At 61.2% G+C, this 16,095-nt stretch carries 15 protein-coding genes; 9 read left to right on the forward strand and 6 right to left on the reverse strand.

Annotated elements, in window-relative coordinates:
- Positions 1-6: 6 nt before the first annotated feature.
- A complete protein-coding gene (locus tag B9Z41_RS12300) occupies positions 7-1,479 on the reverse strand; it encodes an MFS transporter (protein WP_100147402.1) in 1,473 nt (490 codons plus the stop codon).
- 148 nt (positions 1,480-1,627) lie between these two features.
- On the opposite strand from B9Z41_RS12300, the gene B9Z41_RS12305 reads away from it, so the two are divergent.
- Positions 1,628-2,827, forward strand: a complete 1,200-nt coding sequence (locus B9Z41_RS12305) for an FAD-binding domain-containing protein (protein WP_100147359.1) — start codon at positions 1,628-1,630, stop codon at positions 2,825-2,827.
- A gap of 14 nt (positions 2,828-2,841) precedes the next feature.
- Here B9Z41_RS12305 and B9Z41_RS12310 read toward each other — a convergent pair whose 3' ends face one another.
- From B9Z41_RS12310 to B9Z41_RS12320, 3 genes are all read right to left on the reverse strand, one after another.
- Positions 2,842-3,237, reverse strand: a complete 396-nt coding sequence (locus B9Z41_RS12310) for a hypothetical protein (RefSeq protein WP_100147360.1) — start codon at positions 3,235-3,237, stop codon at positions 2,842-2,844.
- 98 nt (positions 3,238-3,335) lie between these two features.
- Entirely contained in the window at positions 3,336-5,555 is a 2,220-nt protein-coding gene (locus B9Z41_RS12315) for a malate synthase G (RefSeq protein WP_100147361.1), read from the reverse strand.
- 159 nt (positions 5,556-5,714) lie between these two features.
- On the reverse strand, positions 5,715-6,743 hold the full coding sequence (locus B9Z41_RS12320; RefSeq protein ID WP_233202666.1) for an SLAC1 anion channel family protein: 1,029 nt from the start codon (positions 6,741-6,743) through the stop codon (positions 5,715-5,717).
- A gap of 42 nt (positions 6,744-6,785) precedes the next feature.
- Between B9Z41_RS12320 and B9Z41_RS12325 the strand changes: the two genes are divergently transcribed.
- The 3 genes from B9Z41_RS12325 to B9Z41_RS12335 are packed head-to-tail and all read left to right on the forward strand — an operon-like array spanning position 6,786 to position 10,218.
- Positions 6,786-7,712: a LysR family transcriptional regulator gene (locus B9Z41_RS12325; protein WP_100147362.1), complete on the forward strand. Its 927-nt coding sequence runs from the start codon at positions 6,786-6,788 to the stop codon at positions 7,710-7,712.
- A complete protein-coding gene (locus B9Z41_RS12330; RefSeq protein WP_233202667.1) occupies positions 7,709-8,548 on the forward strand; it encodes a ChbG/HpnK family deacetylase in 840 nt (279 codons plus the stop codon). Before B9Z41_RS12325 ends, B9Z41_RS12330 begins: the two co-directional genes overlap by 4 nt.
- Positions 8,545-10,218 (forward strand): glycosyltransferase family 39 protein, encoded by a 1,674-nt coding sequence (locus B9Z41_RS12335; protein ID WP_233202668.1) that lies wholly within the window; start codon positions 8,545-8,547, stop codon positions 10,216-10,218. The genes B9Z41_RS12330 and B9Z41_RS12335 overlap by 4 nt, the downstream gene beginning before the upstream one ends.
- On the opposite strand, the gene B9Z41_RS12340 is transcribed toward B9Z41_RS12335, so the two are convergent.
- Entirely contained in the window at positions 10,135-10,515 is a 381-nt protein-coding gene (locus tag B9Z41_RS12340; protein WP_100147364.1) for a GtrA family protein, read from the reverse strand. The genes B9Z41_RS12335 and B9Z41_RS12340 overlap by 84 nt on opposite strands.
- 7 nt (positions 10,516-10,522) lie before the next feature.
- Positions 10,523-11,563, reverse strand: coding sequence for a glycosyltransferase family 2 protein (locus B9Z41_RS12345; RefSeq protein ID WP_100147365.1), 1,041 nt, complete (start codon positions 11,561-11,563; stop codon positions 10,523-10,525).
- A 51-nt stretch (positions 11,564-11,614) separates the two neighbouring features.
- On the opposite strand from B9Z41_RS12345, the gene argS reads away from it, so the two are divergent.
- The 5 genes from argS (at position 11,615) to lptB (ending at position 16,094) form a co-directional block, all read left to right on the forward strand.
- Positions 11,615-13,324, forward strand: a complete 1,710-nt coding sequence (argS, locus tag B9Z41_RS12350; RefSeq protein WP_100147366.1) for an arginine--tRNA ligase — start codon at positions 11,615-11,617, stop codon at positions 13,322-13,324.
- A 30-nt stretch (positions 13,325-13,354) separates the two neighbouring features.
- On the forward strand, positions 13,355-14,029 hold the full coding sequence (locus B9Z41_RS12355; RefSeq protein WP_369823332.1) for an SPOR domain-containing protein: 675 nt from the start codon (positions 13,355-13,357) through the stop codon (positions 14,027-14,029).
- A gap of 20 nt (positions 14,030-14,049) precedes the next feature.
- A complete protein-coding gene (locus B9Z41_RS12360) occupies positions 14,050-14,694 on the forward strand; it encodes a thiol:disulfide interchange protein DsbA/DsbL (RefSeq protein WP_100147367.1) in 645 nt (214 codons plus the stop codon).
- A 66-nt stretch (positions 14,695-14,760) separates the two neighbouring features.
- Positions 14,761-15,315, forward strand: a complete 555-nt coding sequence (gene lptA, locus B9Z41_RS12365; RefSeq protein WP_100147368.1) for a lipopolysaccharide transport periplasmic protein LptA — start codon at positions 14,761-14,763, stop codon at positions 15,313-15,315.
- Positions 15,312-16,094, forward strand: a complete 783-nt coding sequence (gene lptB / locus B9Z41_RS12370; protein ID WP_100147369.1) for an LPS export ABC transporter ATP-binding protein — start codon at positions 15,312-15,314, stop codon at positions 16,092-16,094. Before lptA ends, lptB begins: the two co-directional genes overlap by 4 nt.
- Position 16,095: the final 1 nt, after the last annotated feature.

Here is a 16,095-nt window from a genome sequence, read left to right on the forward strand (position 1 = left end):
GGTGGCTTATTTCGATTCAGCGAGTGCGGGGTGACGGACGTCACGAATTTTCCAGGCTGCCAGCATGGCCAGCGCACACACGGCAGCCAACAACAAGAACACTTCGTCAAACGCCGCCAAACGTGCCAGCGAGGTGGTGGTGTTGGTCAGCGTGTCGCCATGCGCGGCCAGTCGCCACTCCAGCAAGATGCCGCACAAGCTCACGCCTGCGGCACCACCGAGCATGCGCAAAAAGTTGATGGTGCTTGCACCTTGAGGAATCAGTTGTGTATTTAGGCTGCGCATGGCGCCAATGTTGAGTGATGGCAATACAAAGCCCAAGCCAATGCGGCCCAGCACAGCCAACACCACCAAGATCCAAAGTGCCGTGTGCAGGTTGACGATCAACATCAACGCAAACGACAGCGCGAGCAGCGCCAAACCAAAACTCACCAACAAGTGCGTGGGGTGGGTGCTGGAGTAGCGACCCACGATGGCAATGGTCAACGCCAGCACCAAGCCGGCAGGCAGCAGCAAGGTGCCGACGTGGCTGGCAGACAGGCCCAGGCCCAATTGCAGATAGACCGGAATCAAATAGGTCGAGCCAAACAGCGCAATGCCGTAAATGAAGGCCACCACCGTGCCCATGGCGAACGGGCGGTGCGCGAACAGCGCCAAGTTCATCAAAGGCAGACCGTCGCGTGCAATTTGCCAGCGCTGCCAAGCAATGAAGCCCGCCAAGCAGGCCAGGGTGGCCAACAGCAAGCCCATCGACAGGCTGTACTGACCACGATGCAGCATCACCAAACCGTTGAGCAGACACAAGGTGCCCACAGTGGCCAGAGCCAAACCGCCAATGTCTAGAGTGGGCTTGCCATGGTTGGCGCTCACGCCGCCCGGTGCGGTGGTGGGGACATAGCGGTACGACAGCCACAGCGATGCCGCACAGAACGGCACCACCATGAAAAACAACGAACGCCAGCCAAACATGTCCACCAGCAAGCCGCCAATACTCGGGCCAATCGCGGGTGCCAGCACCACGCCCATGCCAAACCAGCTATTCGCACGGCCTTGTTCTGAGGTGTCGAACGCGCGCAAGATGATGATGGCCGGTATGGGTTGCACCACCCCTGCGGCCAAGCCCTCGGCCACACGGGCCACCAGCACCAAGTTGTAGTCGGTGGACAAGCCACCCGCAATGCCCGCACTGGCCAGCAGCAGCATGCAGCCGGTGTAGGTGCGGCGGTAGCCAAAGCGCACCAGCAGCCAAGGGGTGGTCAGCATCGACACGGTCATGGCCACCATGAAGCCCGAGCTCACCCACTGGGCTTGCTCTTGGCCGATGGCAAATTGCCGGCTCATGTCAGGAATGCCCACGTTCATGATGGTCGACGAAATGATGGCCGCCATCGAGCCAATCATCACCGTGGCCAACAGCAGCCAACGGTGACGCGTGCCGTAACGGCTTTGCAGTTCTGCCAGTGAGCCGCGTTCAGACATGAGGTGCCCCTGGGGTCGACGCAGTTCCCAACGCACACCGATTGGGGCCGCCGCACAAAGGGCAGGTGCGGGGGTCAACGGGGGCTGAGTGCAAGGCTGTCATGGCCAAAGTGTAGCGAGGCAGAGCAGGCAAAATGCATGTCTTGTGATGTACGAATTTCCTCCCACGCTCCAAGCTGCGCATGAACGCCTGAGCTTGGTCGACCCCAAGCACTACGCCTATTCGCGCAACGACTTGACGGGTGCAGTCAGCTATTTATCGCCGTATTTGACGCATGGTTTCTTAAGCGTGCCCGATGTAGCCACTGTCATGTACCACCGCCACCGCTTAGGGCTGCAACATAAACTCATGATGGAGTTGGGCTGGCGCGAGTACTACCAGCACCTGCATCAGCATTGGGGTGAAGCCGGCATTGCGGCTTCGCTGCACGAAGGGGTCTTGCCTGAGTCGGCGTATCACACAGAGTTACCCGACGACGTGCGCCATGCTTGCACCCGCGTGCCCGTGATTGACCAAGCCGTGTCAACGCTCTACGCCAGTGGTTATTTGCACAACCACGCGCGCTTGTGGTTGGCCAGTTATTTGGTGCATCTGCGCAAAGTGCATTGGCGCGTGGCCGCCGACTGGCTGTATGGCCACTTGCTCGATGGCGACTTGGCCAGCAACTACCTCAGTTGGCAGTGGGTGGCAGGCACGGGCAGCAACAAACCGTATTTGTTCAACGCCGACAACGTCGAGAAATTTGCCCCTGCGCCCTGGCACAGCCGAGGCACCTTGCTCGACACCAGCTACGAAACCCTGGACATCTTGGCGCACAACCCCGCCACCGTGACGCAAGCCGGTGACCGCAACGATGCTGGCGTGGATGAACCCCAGGTGTACAGCGCGCCCCCTGAACACCTGGGTTTCACGGCAGCACGTGCCGACTGTGTGGCCGGCCGTCAGGTGTGGCTGGTGCACCCCTGGGCGCTGGCGGATGTCCCCGCCGATGTACCCAGTGATGTGGTGGTAGTGGCCGCTTCGTGGTCTGAGCACACCCACGCGCACCCGTGGGATACGCGACGTTGGCAGTTCGTGGGCGATCGCATGGCAGCCCTCACCCCGCACCGCTGGTGGAGCAGCGTGCCCGAGATGGAGGCGGTGTTGGCCCAGGCCCACACCGTGCACACCGTGGCGCATCTGCGTTTGCCAGACATGCCGACAGTGCCTTGGCAGCAACGTGCAGCGCCGAGGTTGTTTCGTGACCTGGACAAGCCTTGTGACTCATTTTCAAAATGGTGGGTGCAGGTCAACAAAGGGGTGCGCCATTTGCAGCAGCTGGTCTACCCCACCGCGCCACGGGCCTGACGCGCAGCTGCGTTTCACTCGCCAGGTGCCGGGCGCACCGCCACCACAAAGTACTGGGTCTCGCCAAAGCACTCGGGCAAGCCTTTGTGTTGCGCGTACTCCATCACCACCTTCTGACCGATGTGGGCGTTGATCTGGTCGGCTATCGCGTTGTCACGCACAGTGAAGGCAAACTTTTCGGGAATGGCGGGCATGGTGGCCAACGCCCGCACTTGCTCGCCCTCCCATGTTTTACAGACCCAACCCTTGTAGGAGAGCTTTTGCACATAGCCCACGCTCTCGCCACGCGAGTAGGTGAAGTGGTAAGCAAATAGCAGGTACAGCCCAGCCAGCAGCACCACGGTCAACACCAAACCGATGAGGGTGCGCAGTGCGAAGCGCACCAGTGTTTGTGCGTATGAGTTGGACATGTGTATTCCTAAAGGAGATAGAGCTTGATCATAGTAACTTGATCAAAACAAACGGCACCCGCAGGTGCCGTTTGTCAGGGGCTGCGGTTGACCTGCCTTTAGGCTGTGCCCGCCTTCACCTTCAAGCGCCAAGCATGCAGCAGGGGCTCGGTGTAGCCGCTGGGTTGCTCTTTGCCTTTGAACACCAAGTCGATAGCCGCTTGGTAAGCCGCAGAGGTGGCAAAGTTGCCCGCCATGTTTTTGTACAGCGGATCGCCCTTGTTTTGCTTGTCCACCACCTTGGCCATGCGCTTGAAGGTGGCGTTCACCTGGGCCTTGGTCACCACGCCGTGGTGCAGCCAGTTGGCCATGTGTTGGCTGGAGATGCGCAGGGTGGCGCGGTCTTCCATCAACCCCACGTTGTGGATGTCGGGCACTTTGGAGCAACCCACGCCTTGGTCAATCCAGCGCACCACATAGCCCAAGATGCCTTGGGCGTTGTTGTCGAGCTCTTCTTGCTTCTCGGCGTCTTTCCATTTTGGCTTGGCCACCACGGGCACTTGCAGCAAGTCGTTGAGCAAGGCGTCACGTTGACCGTCAGCGTCGATCTTCTCCATGTCTTTTTGCACATCGACGACCTTGACCTGGTGGTAGTGCATGGCATGCAACACTGCCGCCGTGGGGCTGGGCACCCAGGCGGTGTTGGCACCGGCTTTGGGGTGGGCAATTTTTTGTTGCAGCATGGCGGCCATCAGGTCGGGCATGGCCCACATGCCTTTGCCGATTTGCGCCTTGCCGCGCAAGCCGCATGACAAGCCGACCAGCACGTTGTTCTTTTCGTAGGCCTGAATCCAAGGGGTGGTCTTCATGTCGCCTTTGCGCAGCATGGGGCCTGCCAACATGGCGGTGTGCATTTCGTCGCCCGTGCGATCCAAAAAGCCAGTGTTGATGAAGGCCACGCGGCTGGCCGCAGCGGCAATACACGCCTTCAGGTTCACGCTGGTGCGACGCTCTTCGTCCATGATGCCCAGCTTGACCGTGCTGTCGGCCAAGCCCAAGACCTTTTCCACGCGACCAAACAGTTCGGCAGCAAAGCCCACTTCTGCGGGGCCGTGCATTTTGGGTTTGACGATGTAGACCGAGCCGGTGCGCGAGTTGCGAATGCCGTTGGCGCCGTGGCCTTGCAAGTCGTGCAGTGCGATGGCGGTGGTGACCACGGCATCTAGGATGCCTTCAGGAATCTCGTGCACTTGGCCGTCTTGGCCGGTGTACAGGATGGCGGGGTTGGTCATGAGGTGACCCACGTTGCGCAAGAACAGCAGCGAGCGGCCATGCAGCGTGACGGGTTGGCCCTTGGTGCCGGTGTAGACGCGGTCTGCGTTCAGGCCACGGGTGAAGGTTTTGCCGTTTTTCTCCACAGCCTCGGTCAGCGTGCCTTTGACAATGCCCAACCAGTTGCCGTAGGCCAGCACTTTGTCGTCCGCGTCCACCACGGCCACGGAGTCTTCCAGGTCGAGGATGGTGGACAAAGCGGCTTCCACCACCAAGTCGCTCACGCCTGCGGCATCGCTGGCACCAATGGCGGTGTTGCGGTTGATTTGCAAGTCCAAGTGCAGGCCGTTGTGTTGCAACAGCACCGACGACGGCGCGGCGGCATCACCTTGGTAGCCAATCAGTTGTGCGGCTTTGGCCAGCGCTGTGGTTTTGCCGTTTTTCAGCGTCACCGCCAAGGCGCCATTCACCACGGCGTAGCCAGTGGAGTCGATGTGTGAACCGCTCTTCAAGGGGGCGGTGCGGTCCAGCACATAGCGTGCGTACTCAATCACTTTGGCGCCGCGCACGGGGTTGTAGCCTTTGCCTTTTTCAGCGCCGTTGGCTTCAGAGATGGCATCAGTGCCATACAGGGCGTCGTACAGCGAGCCCCAACGCGCGTTGGCCGCGTTCAGTGCGTAGCGCGCATTGAGCACCGGCACCACCAGCTGCGGGCCGGCTTGCAAGGCCAGTTCGGCGTCGACGTTTTTGGTGGTGGCTTTGACTTTGGCGGGCACGGGCACCAGGTAGCCAATTTTTTCCAGGAAGGCGCGGTAGGCCTTCATGTTTTTGATGGGGCCGGGGTGTTGGCTGTGCCAGGCATCCAGCTCGGTTTGCAGGCGGTCACGTTCGGCCAGCAAGGCGATGTTCTTGGGGGCCAGGTCTTGCACGATGGCATCAAAGCCGCGCCAAAAATCTTCGACGCTCACGCCAGTGCCGGGCAGCACTTGGCTGTTGATGAACTGGTGCAGGTTGCTGGCAACTTGCAGACTGTGCACTTGGGTGCGGGGCGTGGCGTGTTGGCTCATGGGTCGTTCTCTCTGGATGAATCAAAGGGGGGGAAATTTTGGATCAAAGACATCGGTGCAAATATCAGTGCGAATCTTAGGGGATGGCGCCAGCCGAATTGCACGCGCAAAGGGTGGGGTTGCCCTGACAAATACGCCGCTAATCAGACACCTCAGTCTTCACGCGTCGGCCAGCAGCAAGCTGCCGTTGCGCAAGCCGCGCCAAGTGCCCAGGGTCAGGCCCAAGATCACCAGCGACGTCAGGGCCAGCATGCCCAGTGCGGGCAGTTGCAACCAAGCCCCCTCAGGGGTGCTGGCCAAGCGCAGGGTCAAGGCACTGAAGGCGGCCAATGGAAAGCTCATGCCCCAAAACGACATGCCAAAAGGCTGGGCGCGCATGGCTTCCAGCTGGGTCAAGGTCAAGACCAGGAAGAACAAAGCCATGCCCCAAACTGCCCACACGGCCAAGGCCGGTGCCTGCATTTGCAGCAAGCTCAAGCCCACGGCAGAAGGTGGGGCCACGCTGATGAACAAGGTGGGGCTGAGCTTGGCTGGCAAGGGCCCGGCTTGGCCCCAACGCACAAACAGCAGGGTTTGCAAAATGGGCCACAGCAACAAGCCAATGCCAAACTGAGCCGCAGCCCAAGACTCAAAACCTAGCGGCACGCCACCCAAAGGGGCCAACACATTGCCCACCACCGGAATGAACAGCGCAGGCGTCAAGGTGGGCCACTGCAAGCCACCTTCGGCTGGTGGTCGCAGCCAACGGCTGATCACCCACACGGTGGCCACAAACTCCAGCACCGAGCCCGCACACCAAAACCAAGCCAAGGCCAGATCGAGCATGGCGTGGGTGTGTTGAAACAAAGCGGCCCCGAGGGCCGCCAACAAAATCACCGACACCGGAAACGTGGCCATGAAGGCATGACGAATGGGGTGTTGCAAGTCTTTGCGCACCGCGTGGGCGTGCAGCTTGAGTCGCCACACACTGGCCAGACACAGCAGGCAAAAAATCAGTGCGGCAAAACCACCTGCCACCAAGGCCAGGCCCAGCGCTGTGTCGCCCAGCAAATCCGAGCCGCGTAGCCAGGCCTGGGCCAAGCCTGTCCAGCCCATCACCAGGGCAAACCATGCAGGGAAAAGATGTTCAAGCGGAGCGCCGATGCGGGCCATCCAAGGGGTGGCGCTGGGGACGGAGGTGTGTTGCATGGCCTGAGTTTAGGTGACGCACCCCCCGTGGATAATTGCCCGATGGACAAACTCAAAGCCTTTGAGTCCTTTGTGTCGGTGGCGCAAAAGGGCAGCCTGACTGCGGCAGCCAATGCCGAGGGCGTTGCACCTGCCATCATCGGACGGCGGCTGGATGGGCTCGAGTCGCATTTGGGCGTCAAGCTCTTGGTGCGCACCACCCGCCGCATCAGCCTGACCCACGAAGGCAGCGCCTTCTTGGAAGACTGCCAGCGCTTGTTGGCCGATGTGGCCAACGCCGAAGCCAGCGTCAGCGCCGGTGGCTTGAAAGCCAGTGGGCACTTGCGCATCACCGCGCCGGCTGGCTTTGGCCGACGCCATGTGGCACCGCTGGTGCCGCAGTTTTGTGCGGCGCACCCGGATGTGACGGTATCGCTCAACCTGAGCGACCGGGTGGTTGACTTGGCCGCCGAAGGCTTTGACTGCGCGGTGCGCGTGGGCGACTTGCCCGACTCGTCGTTGGTCAGCGTGCGCATGGCCGACAACCGCCGCCTGTGCGTGGCCACCCCTGAGTTTTTAAAACGCCACGGCACTCCCCAAACCCCCAACGACCTCATGCGCCTGCGCTGCCTCACACTCTCCAGCGATGCCTCACAAACCAAAGGCTGGGCCTTTCGTGTGCCCACCGCCACAGGCGCGCATGAGGTGATTCACCTGCGTCCCGCCGGGCGCATGGACTGCTCGGACGGGCAGGTCTTGCACGACTGGTGCTTGGGCGGGCATGGCATTGCTTGGCGCAGCACCTGGGAGGTGGCCACGCAAATCAAGAGCGGGCAACTGGTGTCGGTGTTGGACGACTTTGCGGCCGCGCCCAATGGCATTTACGCCGTGTTCTCGCAGCGCAAACACTTGCCCCTGCGCCTGCGTTTGTGGATTGACTTTCTCAAAGACCGCTATGCCCAGCAAGACTACTGGGGGAGTCCGGTATGAGTGAGTCAACCTTGATCAAATCCGTGGTTGTGTGCGCCGACGACTATGCGATCAACGCGCCCACTTCGCAGGGCATTGTGGCCTTGTGTGTGCTGGGGCGTTTGAGCGCCACCAGCGTGATGGTGCATGCGCCGCGCTGGCCCGAAGATGCCGCCGCTTTGCGCGAGATGCGCGCGCAGCTTGATGTGGGCCTGCACCTGGACTGGACCAGCAGCTTTGCGCAGCAAGCAGGCTTTGGCCGCAGCTTGCGCTCGGTGATGTGGCGCTCTTGCTGGGGCGGTTTTCGTGGCCTTGCGGTGCGCGATGAAATTGAGCGTCAGCTCGATGCCTTCGAAGCCCACTGGCAAGCCCCCCCAGACCATGTGGATGGCCATCAACACGTGCAGCAATTTGCTGGTTTGCGTGAGGCCTTGTGTGAGGTGCTGCTGCGCCGCTACGGCACACATCCCACCCGCCCCTGGCTGCGTGTGTCGCGTGTGTCGCAAGTGGGCTTGAAGGCGCAAGTCATCTCCACCATGGGCGCGCGTGCGTTGCAGGCTTGGGCGCAACAACACAATTGGCCCTGCGTGGCACCGCTGTTGGGTGCTTATGGCTTTGATGGCAGCTTGAACGACTACCGCCAGCACATGCAGCGCTGGTTGCTGGATGCCCCAGCGGGCGACCAGCCTGCGCTGATCATGTGCCATCCGGCGGCTTCCGCCCATGCCGAAGACGACATTGGCCCTGCGCGTGCACGCGAGTTTGCGTATCTGGCCAGCCACGACTTTGTGCAAGACCTGCGTGACGCAGGTGTGCGCTTGGTGCGTGGCAGCGGACAACCGACCCACATTTCATGACCTCTGTTGATTCTTCTGTTCCCCCAGATGCGCCTGTGCCCGTACACACGGGGATGCGCCGCTGGGCTTGGTTGCTGCTGCCTGCGCTTTTGCTGGTGCTGGCTGCGTGGCGGCCCTTGGCGTTGCCTGACGAAGGCCGCTATGCCGAAGTGGGCCGTTGGATGCTCGCCAGCGGCGACTGGTTGACCCCGCGCCTGGACGGCGTGCCCTTCTTTCACAAACCGCCGCTGCTGTATTGGTTGGAGGCGGTGGCCATGCAACTGTTGGGCGTCACACCGTGGGCGGCACGCCTGGTGGTGGCCTTGCATGCCTGTTTGATGTGGGGCGTCATGTGTGTCTGTGTGCGCCACTTCGCCGGTGCTGCCACCGCACGCCGCGCGGCATGGATGCTGGGCAGCAGCCTGGCCTTTTTGGTGGGCGGTCAGTATGTGAACCACGACATGGTGGTGGCCACCTGGATGAGCGTGGCCATTTGGTGCTTTGCGCGCGCCATGCTGCACCCCCGTGGCGTGCACGCCCAGTGGGCGCGCGCAGGTTTTGTGGCCTGTGCGTTGGGGGTGTTGAGCAAGGGCCTGATCGGTTTGCTGTTGCCCGGGTTTGTGCTCACCTTGTGGGTGCTGTGGACCTGGCAATGGCGCAAGGTGTGGGCGCTGCCTTGGGTCAGTGGCGTGCTGTTGTTGGTGGCCGTGGCGCTGCCTTGGTTTGTGTTGGCCGCGCGCGAGCATCCCGACATGCTGGCCTACATGTTTGGCAAGCACCAGTTTGGCCGCTACACCGCCACCACGTTCAACAACGCGCGCCCTTGGTGGTTCTATGGCGCGGCCGTGGTGGTGTTGCTGTTTCCTTGGGTGTTCTTTGCCTTGGCGGACGGCTGGCAACGTGTGCGTGCCGCTGTGCAGCAGCGCTGGCCGAGTCAGCCGATGGCTGCGTCACCTGCGGCTTCAGATGCTTCGGTGCCAAGCCCCTGGGTGACGCTGTGCTGGATTTGGGTGTTGGCCATTTTGGGTTTCTTCTCAATCCCCAATTCCAAGCTCATTGGGTATGCCTTGCCTGTCATCCCGCCACTCGCCGTGTTGGCAGCCGTGTGGTGGCAGCAACACCTGGCACCCCGTGCCTGGGGCGGGCGCTTGTTTGCCGGGTTGGTGGGGTTGGCGTTGGTGCTGGCCTTGACGGCCAACATCGTGGCGGGGCGCTACACCTTGCGCCACAGCAGCGCCGACGTGGCCGCTGTGCTGGGCTGTGAGATCGTGGCGGGCGATGTGGTGGCTGTGTTGGACGAGTACCCGTACGACTTGCCGTTTTATGCCCAACTCCAGCAGCCGATCGAAGTGCTGCAAGACTGGGACACCGAACGTCGCACTGCCGGGGACAACTGGCGTCGCGAGCTGTTTGAAGGGGCCGACTTTGACGCCCAAGCCGCGCGCGCCTTGCAGCCACTGAGCCGCTTGGACACCTTGCAACAACAAGCCGGTGCCTGGGTGCTGGCGCCCAATGGGTCAGCCAGTTTGAATCTGCAACATCACAAGGGCTTCGAGCTGGTGCTGGGCGGGCAGGCCTGGTCGCTGTACCGCAGCACGGCGGGGGCTTCAGCTGCGGCGTCGGAACGCCCACAGGCGACTGAGCACAAAGGTTTGGGCCGATGCCAACACCAGCGCCAAGAACAGCGCTAAGAACGACGGCAGCCCCAAGCCGCGCAGCAACACCACAAAGATCACTTCGTTGGCAGCAAACCCTGCCAGTGCAGTGATGGCAAAACGGCGCAAGCTTTGCCACAGCGAGGTGCCCGCGTCTTGAAAACTCAGCCAGCGGTGCCCGGCAAAGCTCACGCCGAACGCCACCACAAACCCCACGGCATTGGCCACCTCGGGCCACAACGATGGCTCGACCAGTGCAAACACGGCCATGTGTGTGAAGGCCGCACCGGCACCCACCACCACAAACCAAAAGCCCGTGCGCAAGCTGCTCATGGCGTGCTCAAACCGCCACTTCTTCGTCGACGGGTAAGTCAGGCGCTGCTGGCGCTTTGGCCGGGGTCAGCGCCAGGCCTGCGCCCCAGCGCTGCTGCACCAAGTACATGGGCCGTTGCTTCACCTCTTCGTAGATGCGGCCCACATACTCTGCCAAGATGCCAATGGACAGCAACTGAATGCCGCTGAAGAACATCAGCCCCACCACCAAGGTGGCATAGCCGGGCACGTTGATGCCCCACCAGAAATACTCGGCCACCACCCAAGCGCCATAACCCATCGCAATGGTGGCGAGCAGCAAGCCCAGCATGGTCAAGGCGCGCAGCGGCGCGATCGAAAACGCCAGCACACCGGTCAGGGCCAGCGCAAACGAGCCCCTCAAACCAAAGCTGCTTTCGCCTGCGGCGCGCGGCAGCGGTTCGTAGTCGATGGCGGTGCTGGCAAAGCCCACCCAGGCATACAAACCCTTCATGAACCGGTTGCGTTCGGGCAGGGCCTTGAGCGCGTCCACCACCTGGCGGTCCATCAACCGAAAGTCGCCAGCGTGGGGCGGAATCTTCACCCGATTGCCCATGTTGATGAGTTGGTAAAACATGCCCGTCAGACCGGCGTGCAGGGCCGACTGGTCGTCGCGCGTGCGGCGAATGGCGTACACCACGTCTGAGCCTTCGCGCCAGCGTTGCAGCATGTCGGCCACCAGCGACACCGGGTGCTGACCGTCGGAGTCCATCAACACCACCACCTCACCGCGCGCGGCGTCAATGCCCGCAGTGAGCGCGGCTTCTTTGCCGAAGTTGCGCGACAGGTTGATGCCCACCACTTCGTGGTGTTGGGCGCACAAGGCCTCGATCACCTGGGCGGTGTTGTCACGGCTGCCGTCGTTGATCAGCACGATCTCTACCTGCGAGCTCAGGGCTTGCAGTGCCGACAGCACGTGCGGCACCAAGGTGCCGAGGTTTTGGCCTTCGTTGTAGGCCGGCATCACGCATGTGAGGGTGGGGGTGTACTGGAAACGGTCAGAGGGGTGGGGGGCTTGGGGCTGGCGCATGGGTACACATCATGCCAAAAAAATAAATGGGGTGGCCCGTAAAATCGCCGCATGCTCCTCGTCAAACAAGAACTGCTGGCCGCTTTGAGCCAAGCCCTCGACGCCTTGTTGCCCGGCTCCGGCAACAAGGCCGCTTTTGAATCGCCCAAAGTGGCGGCCCATGGCGACTTCGCCATCACCGCGGCCATGCAACTGGCCAAACCGCTCAAGCTCAACCCCCGTCAGTTGGGAGATCAACTGCGTGAGGCCTTGTTGGCCGCGCCCGCTTACCAGCAATGGGTGCAAGACATTGAGATTGCCGGCCCTGGCTTCATCAACATCCGCCTCAAGCCCGCCGCCAAGCAGCAGGTGGTGCGTGAGGTCTTGGCGGCCCAAGACTGTTTTGGCTTTCAGTCCGACAACGGCCAGCGCGTGCTGGTGGAATTCGTTTCGGCCAACCCCACCGGTCCCTTGCATGTGGGCCATGGCCGACAAGCGGCCTTGGGAGACGCGATTTGTAATTTGTTCGCCACCCAAGGCTTCAAGGTGTACCGCGAGTTCTATTACAACGACGCAGGTGTGCAAATCAATACCTTGGCCACCAGCACCCAGCTGCGTGCGCAGGGCTTCAAGCCCGGGGACGCGCAGTGGCCCAGCGGCGAGAACGCCCCTGCTTACAACGGTGACTACATTGCCGACATCGCGGCTGACTTTTTGGCCAAGAAGACGGTCAAGTCCGATGACCGCGAATTCACGGGCAGCGGTGATGTGAACGACCTCGAGGGCATGCGCCAATTTGCCGTGGCCTATTTGCGCCACGAGCAAGACCTGGACTTGAAGGCCTTTGAAGTTAAGTTCGACAACTACTACCTGGAAAGCAGCCTCTACACCAGTGGCCGCGTGGACAACGCGGTGCAAAAACTGCAAGCCGCTGGCAAAACCTACGAGCAAGACGGCGCGCTGTGGCTCAAGAGCACCGACTACGGCGACGACAAAGACCGTGTGATGCGCAAGACCGACGGCAGCTACACCTACTTTGTGCCCGATGTGGCCTACCACTTGGCCAAGTGGGAGCGCGGTTTCACCAAGGTGGTCAACATCCAAGGCACCGACCACCACGGCACCATTGCCCGCGTGCGTGCGGGCTTGCAAGCTGCTTCGTCGGTGGATGGCCTGGGCATTCCCGAGGGCTACCCCGACTACGTGTTGCACACCATGGTGCGCGTGATGCGTGGCGGTGAAGAGGTGAAAATTTCCAAGCGCGCTGGCAGCTATGTGACGCTGCGCGACTTGATCGAGTGGACCAGCAAAGACGCTGTGCGGTTCTTCTTGCTCTCGCGCAAGCCCGACACCGAGTACACCTTTGACGTGGACTTGGCCGTGACCAAAAACAACGACAACCCGGTGTACTACGTGCAGTACGCCCACGCGCGCATCTGCTCGGTGCTGCGCACCTGGGCCGACAAAGATGGCGGCGAGGTGGCCAATTTGAAAGACGTGGACTTGTCCGCATTGGACAGCCCGCAAGCCCAAGCCCTGATGTTGCTGCTGGCCAAGTACCCCGACATGCTGAGCGCCGCTGCGCACGACTTTGCGCCGCATGATGTGACCTTCTACCTGCGCGATCTGGCCGCCAGCTACCACAGCTACTACGACGCCGAGCGCATTTTGGTGGACGACGAGGCGGTTAAAAAAGCACGCTTGGCGCTGGTCGCCGCCACCGCGCAGGTGCTGCACAATGGCTTGAAGGTGTTGGGTGTGTCTGCACCCAGCAGCATGTAAATCGGCTGCATGAGTTCGGAGATGACAAACATGAAACAGCAACGCGGCGGAACCCTGGTGGGCTTCATCATCGGTTTGGTGGTGGGCTTGGCCGTGGCCCTGGGGGTGGCGGTGTACGTCACCAAGGTGCCGATTCCGTTCATGAACAAAGGCCAAAACCGCAGCGCCGACCAAGACGCTGCGGAAGAGAAGAAGAACAAAGACTGGGACCCCAACGCCCCGCTGTATGGCAAGAACCCGGCCAAGCCTGCCGACAAAGGCGATGGTGTGGATGCCAAGCCCGAGGCTTCTGTGCCTGCGCCGACATCTGCCCCCAACAAGCCCGATGTTGCCACCAAGGTCGACCCCAAGAGTGCTGACCCGCTGGGTGACTTGGCCAAGGCCAAGACTGCAGATGCCAAGCCCGTTGAAGCAAAGCCCGGCGAGAGAAAAACCGCAGAATTCAAACCCGCCGTGGTGGGTGGGGACCCCTTTATTTACTTTGTGCAAGCGGGCGCATTTCGCACCAACGAGGAAGCTGACGCACAGCGTGCCAAGCTGGGCTTGCTGGGACTCGACGCCAAAGTGAGCGAACGCGACCAGGGCGGGCGCACCGTCTACCGTGTGCGCGTGGGCCCGATGGACACCAAGGCCGACGCCGAGCGTGTGCGCAACAAGCTGGAAGCTGCACATTTGGATTCCGCGATGGTGCGGGTACAACGTTGATTTTTTGATCTGAGGTACGTATGAAACGTCGTGATTTTTCTTTGGCTGCGTTGACCGCGGCTTCTTCTGGCTTGCCGTTTGTGGCCCATGCCCAGGGTAAAAAGCCTGAAGAGGGCATCGAGTACTTGACCTTGGACAAGCGCGTGCCCACCGAGGCAGGCGAAGGCAAGATCGAAGTGATCGAGTTCTTTTGGTACAGCTGCCCCCACTGCAACGCGTTTGAACCGCGCTTTGCATCGTGGCTCAAAGCGGTGCCTAAAGACGTGGTGGTCAAGCGCGTGCCTGTGCGCTTTCGCGACGACTTTGAAGCTCAGCAACGGGCCTTCTATGTGTTTGAAGCCTTGAACATGGTCGATGCCATGCATGGCAAGCTCTTCCATGCCATCCACACCGAGCGTCAAAACCTCACCACCGCAGCGGCACTGTCGGCCTGGGCTGACAAGAACGGCATTCCTGCGGCCAAGTTCACCGAGACCTTCAACAGCTTTGGCGTGGCCACCAAAGCCCGCCGTGCCACGCAGTTGCAAGAAGCCTTCAAAGTACAAGGTGTGCCAGCCTTGGGCATTGCGGGACGCTTCTACACCGATGGCTCCTTGACCGGCACGATGGAGCGTGCGTTGCAGGTCACCGAGTACCTGATCGCTGAAGCACGCCGCAGCCGCTGAACGGCATCAAGGCCGGGTGTTGTGGGTGGTTAGAATCCCACGTTAAATAACAGCAATATTCGTGCCTTGACTTCATTCGCTTCTTTTTCGTTGGTTTTGCTCTTGGCCGTCTTGCCGGCGGCAGCGCACGCGGAAAAAGCCGACAAAGACAAACCGCTCAACATCGAGGCTGACAGCCTGGTGCACGACGAGCTCAAGCAAATCAGCGTTTTCAAAGGCCGTGCGGTCTTGACCAAGGGCACCATGGTCATGCGCGGTGAGCGCATTGAGATTCGTCAGGATGCGGATGGTTACCAATTTGGCCTGATCTTGCCCGAGCCCAACAAGCGCGCTTTTTTCCGTCAAAAGCGTGAAGGCCTGGATGAGTACATGGAAGGCGAAGGCCTGCGCATTGACTACGACGGGCGTGCTGACCAAGTCATCATGAGCGACCAAGCCGAAGTGCGCCGCTACCGTGGCGCTGTGCTGGCCGACCAAATGACGGGCAAGCGCATCGTCTACAACAACCTCACGGACGTGTTCACCATCGACGGCCAAAAGGCCGGTGAGACGGGTAAGTCCACCGGAGGTCGGGTCCGTGCCACCTTGGCGCCGCGCAGCACAACGACGGACAACAAGTGACCGAGACACTTTCCACCACGCCCTCTGCGGATACCTCGGTGAGTTGCCTGGAGGCCTTGCATTTGCAAAAAGCCTACGGCAGCCGCAAGGTGGTGCACGATGTGTCCATCTCCGTGAAAAAAGGCGAAGTGGTGGGCTTGTTGGGCCCCAATGGCGCGGGCAAAACGACCTCGTTTTACATGATCGTGGGCCTGGTGCGGGCCGATGCGGGAAGCATCACCATCGACGGCCAGCCCATCACCCATTTGCCGATTCACAGTCGTTCGCGTTTGGGCTTGAGCTATTTGCCGCAAGAGGCCTCGATTTTTCGCAAGCTCAATGTGCAAGACAACGTGCGCGCGGTGCTGGAGTTGCAACGCGATGACCACGGTGCCCCGCTGACCGAGGGTGAGATCGACCGTCGCCTGACCGCCTTGCTGCAAGAGTTGCGAGTCGAGCATTTGCGCATGTCGCCCTCCGTGGCCTTGTCGGGGGGCGAGCGCCGTCGGGTGGAAATTGCCCGTGCCTTGGCCACTCAGCCGCGTTTTATCTTGCTCGATGAGCCATTTGCCGGCATCGATCCGATTGCCGTGATTGAAATTCAACGCATCATTGGTTTTTTGAAAGCACGTGGCATGGGGGTGTTGATCACCGACCACAACGTGCGCGAGACGCTGGGCATTTGCGACCACGCCTGCATCATCAGCGAAGGCCGTGTGCTGGCCCAAGGCACGCCCACCGAGATTGTCGAGAACGCCGATGTGCGTCGCGTCTATCTTGGCGAACACTTCCGCATGTAGC

This window comes from Limnohabitans sp. JirII-31, assembly GCF_002778315.1.
Taxonomy (GTDB): Bacteria; Pseudomonadota; Gammaproteobacteria; order Burkholderiales; family Burkholderiaceae_C; genus Limnohabitans.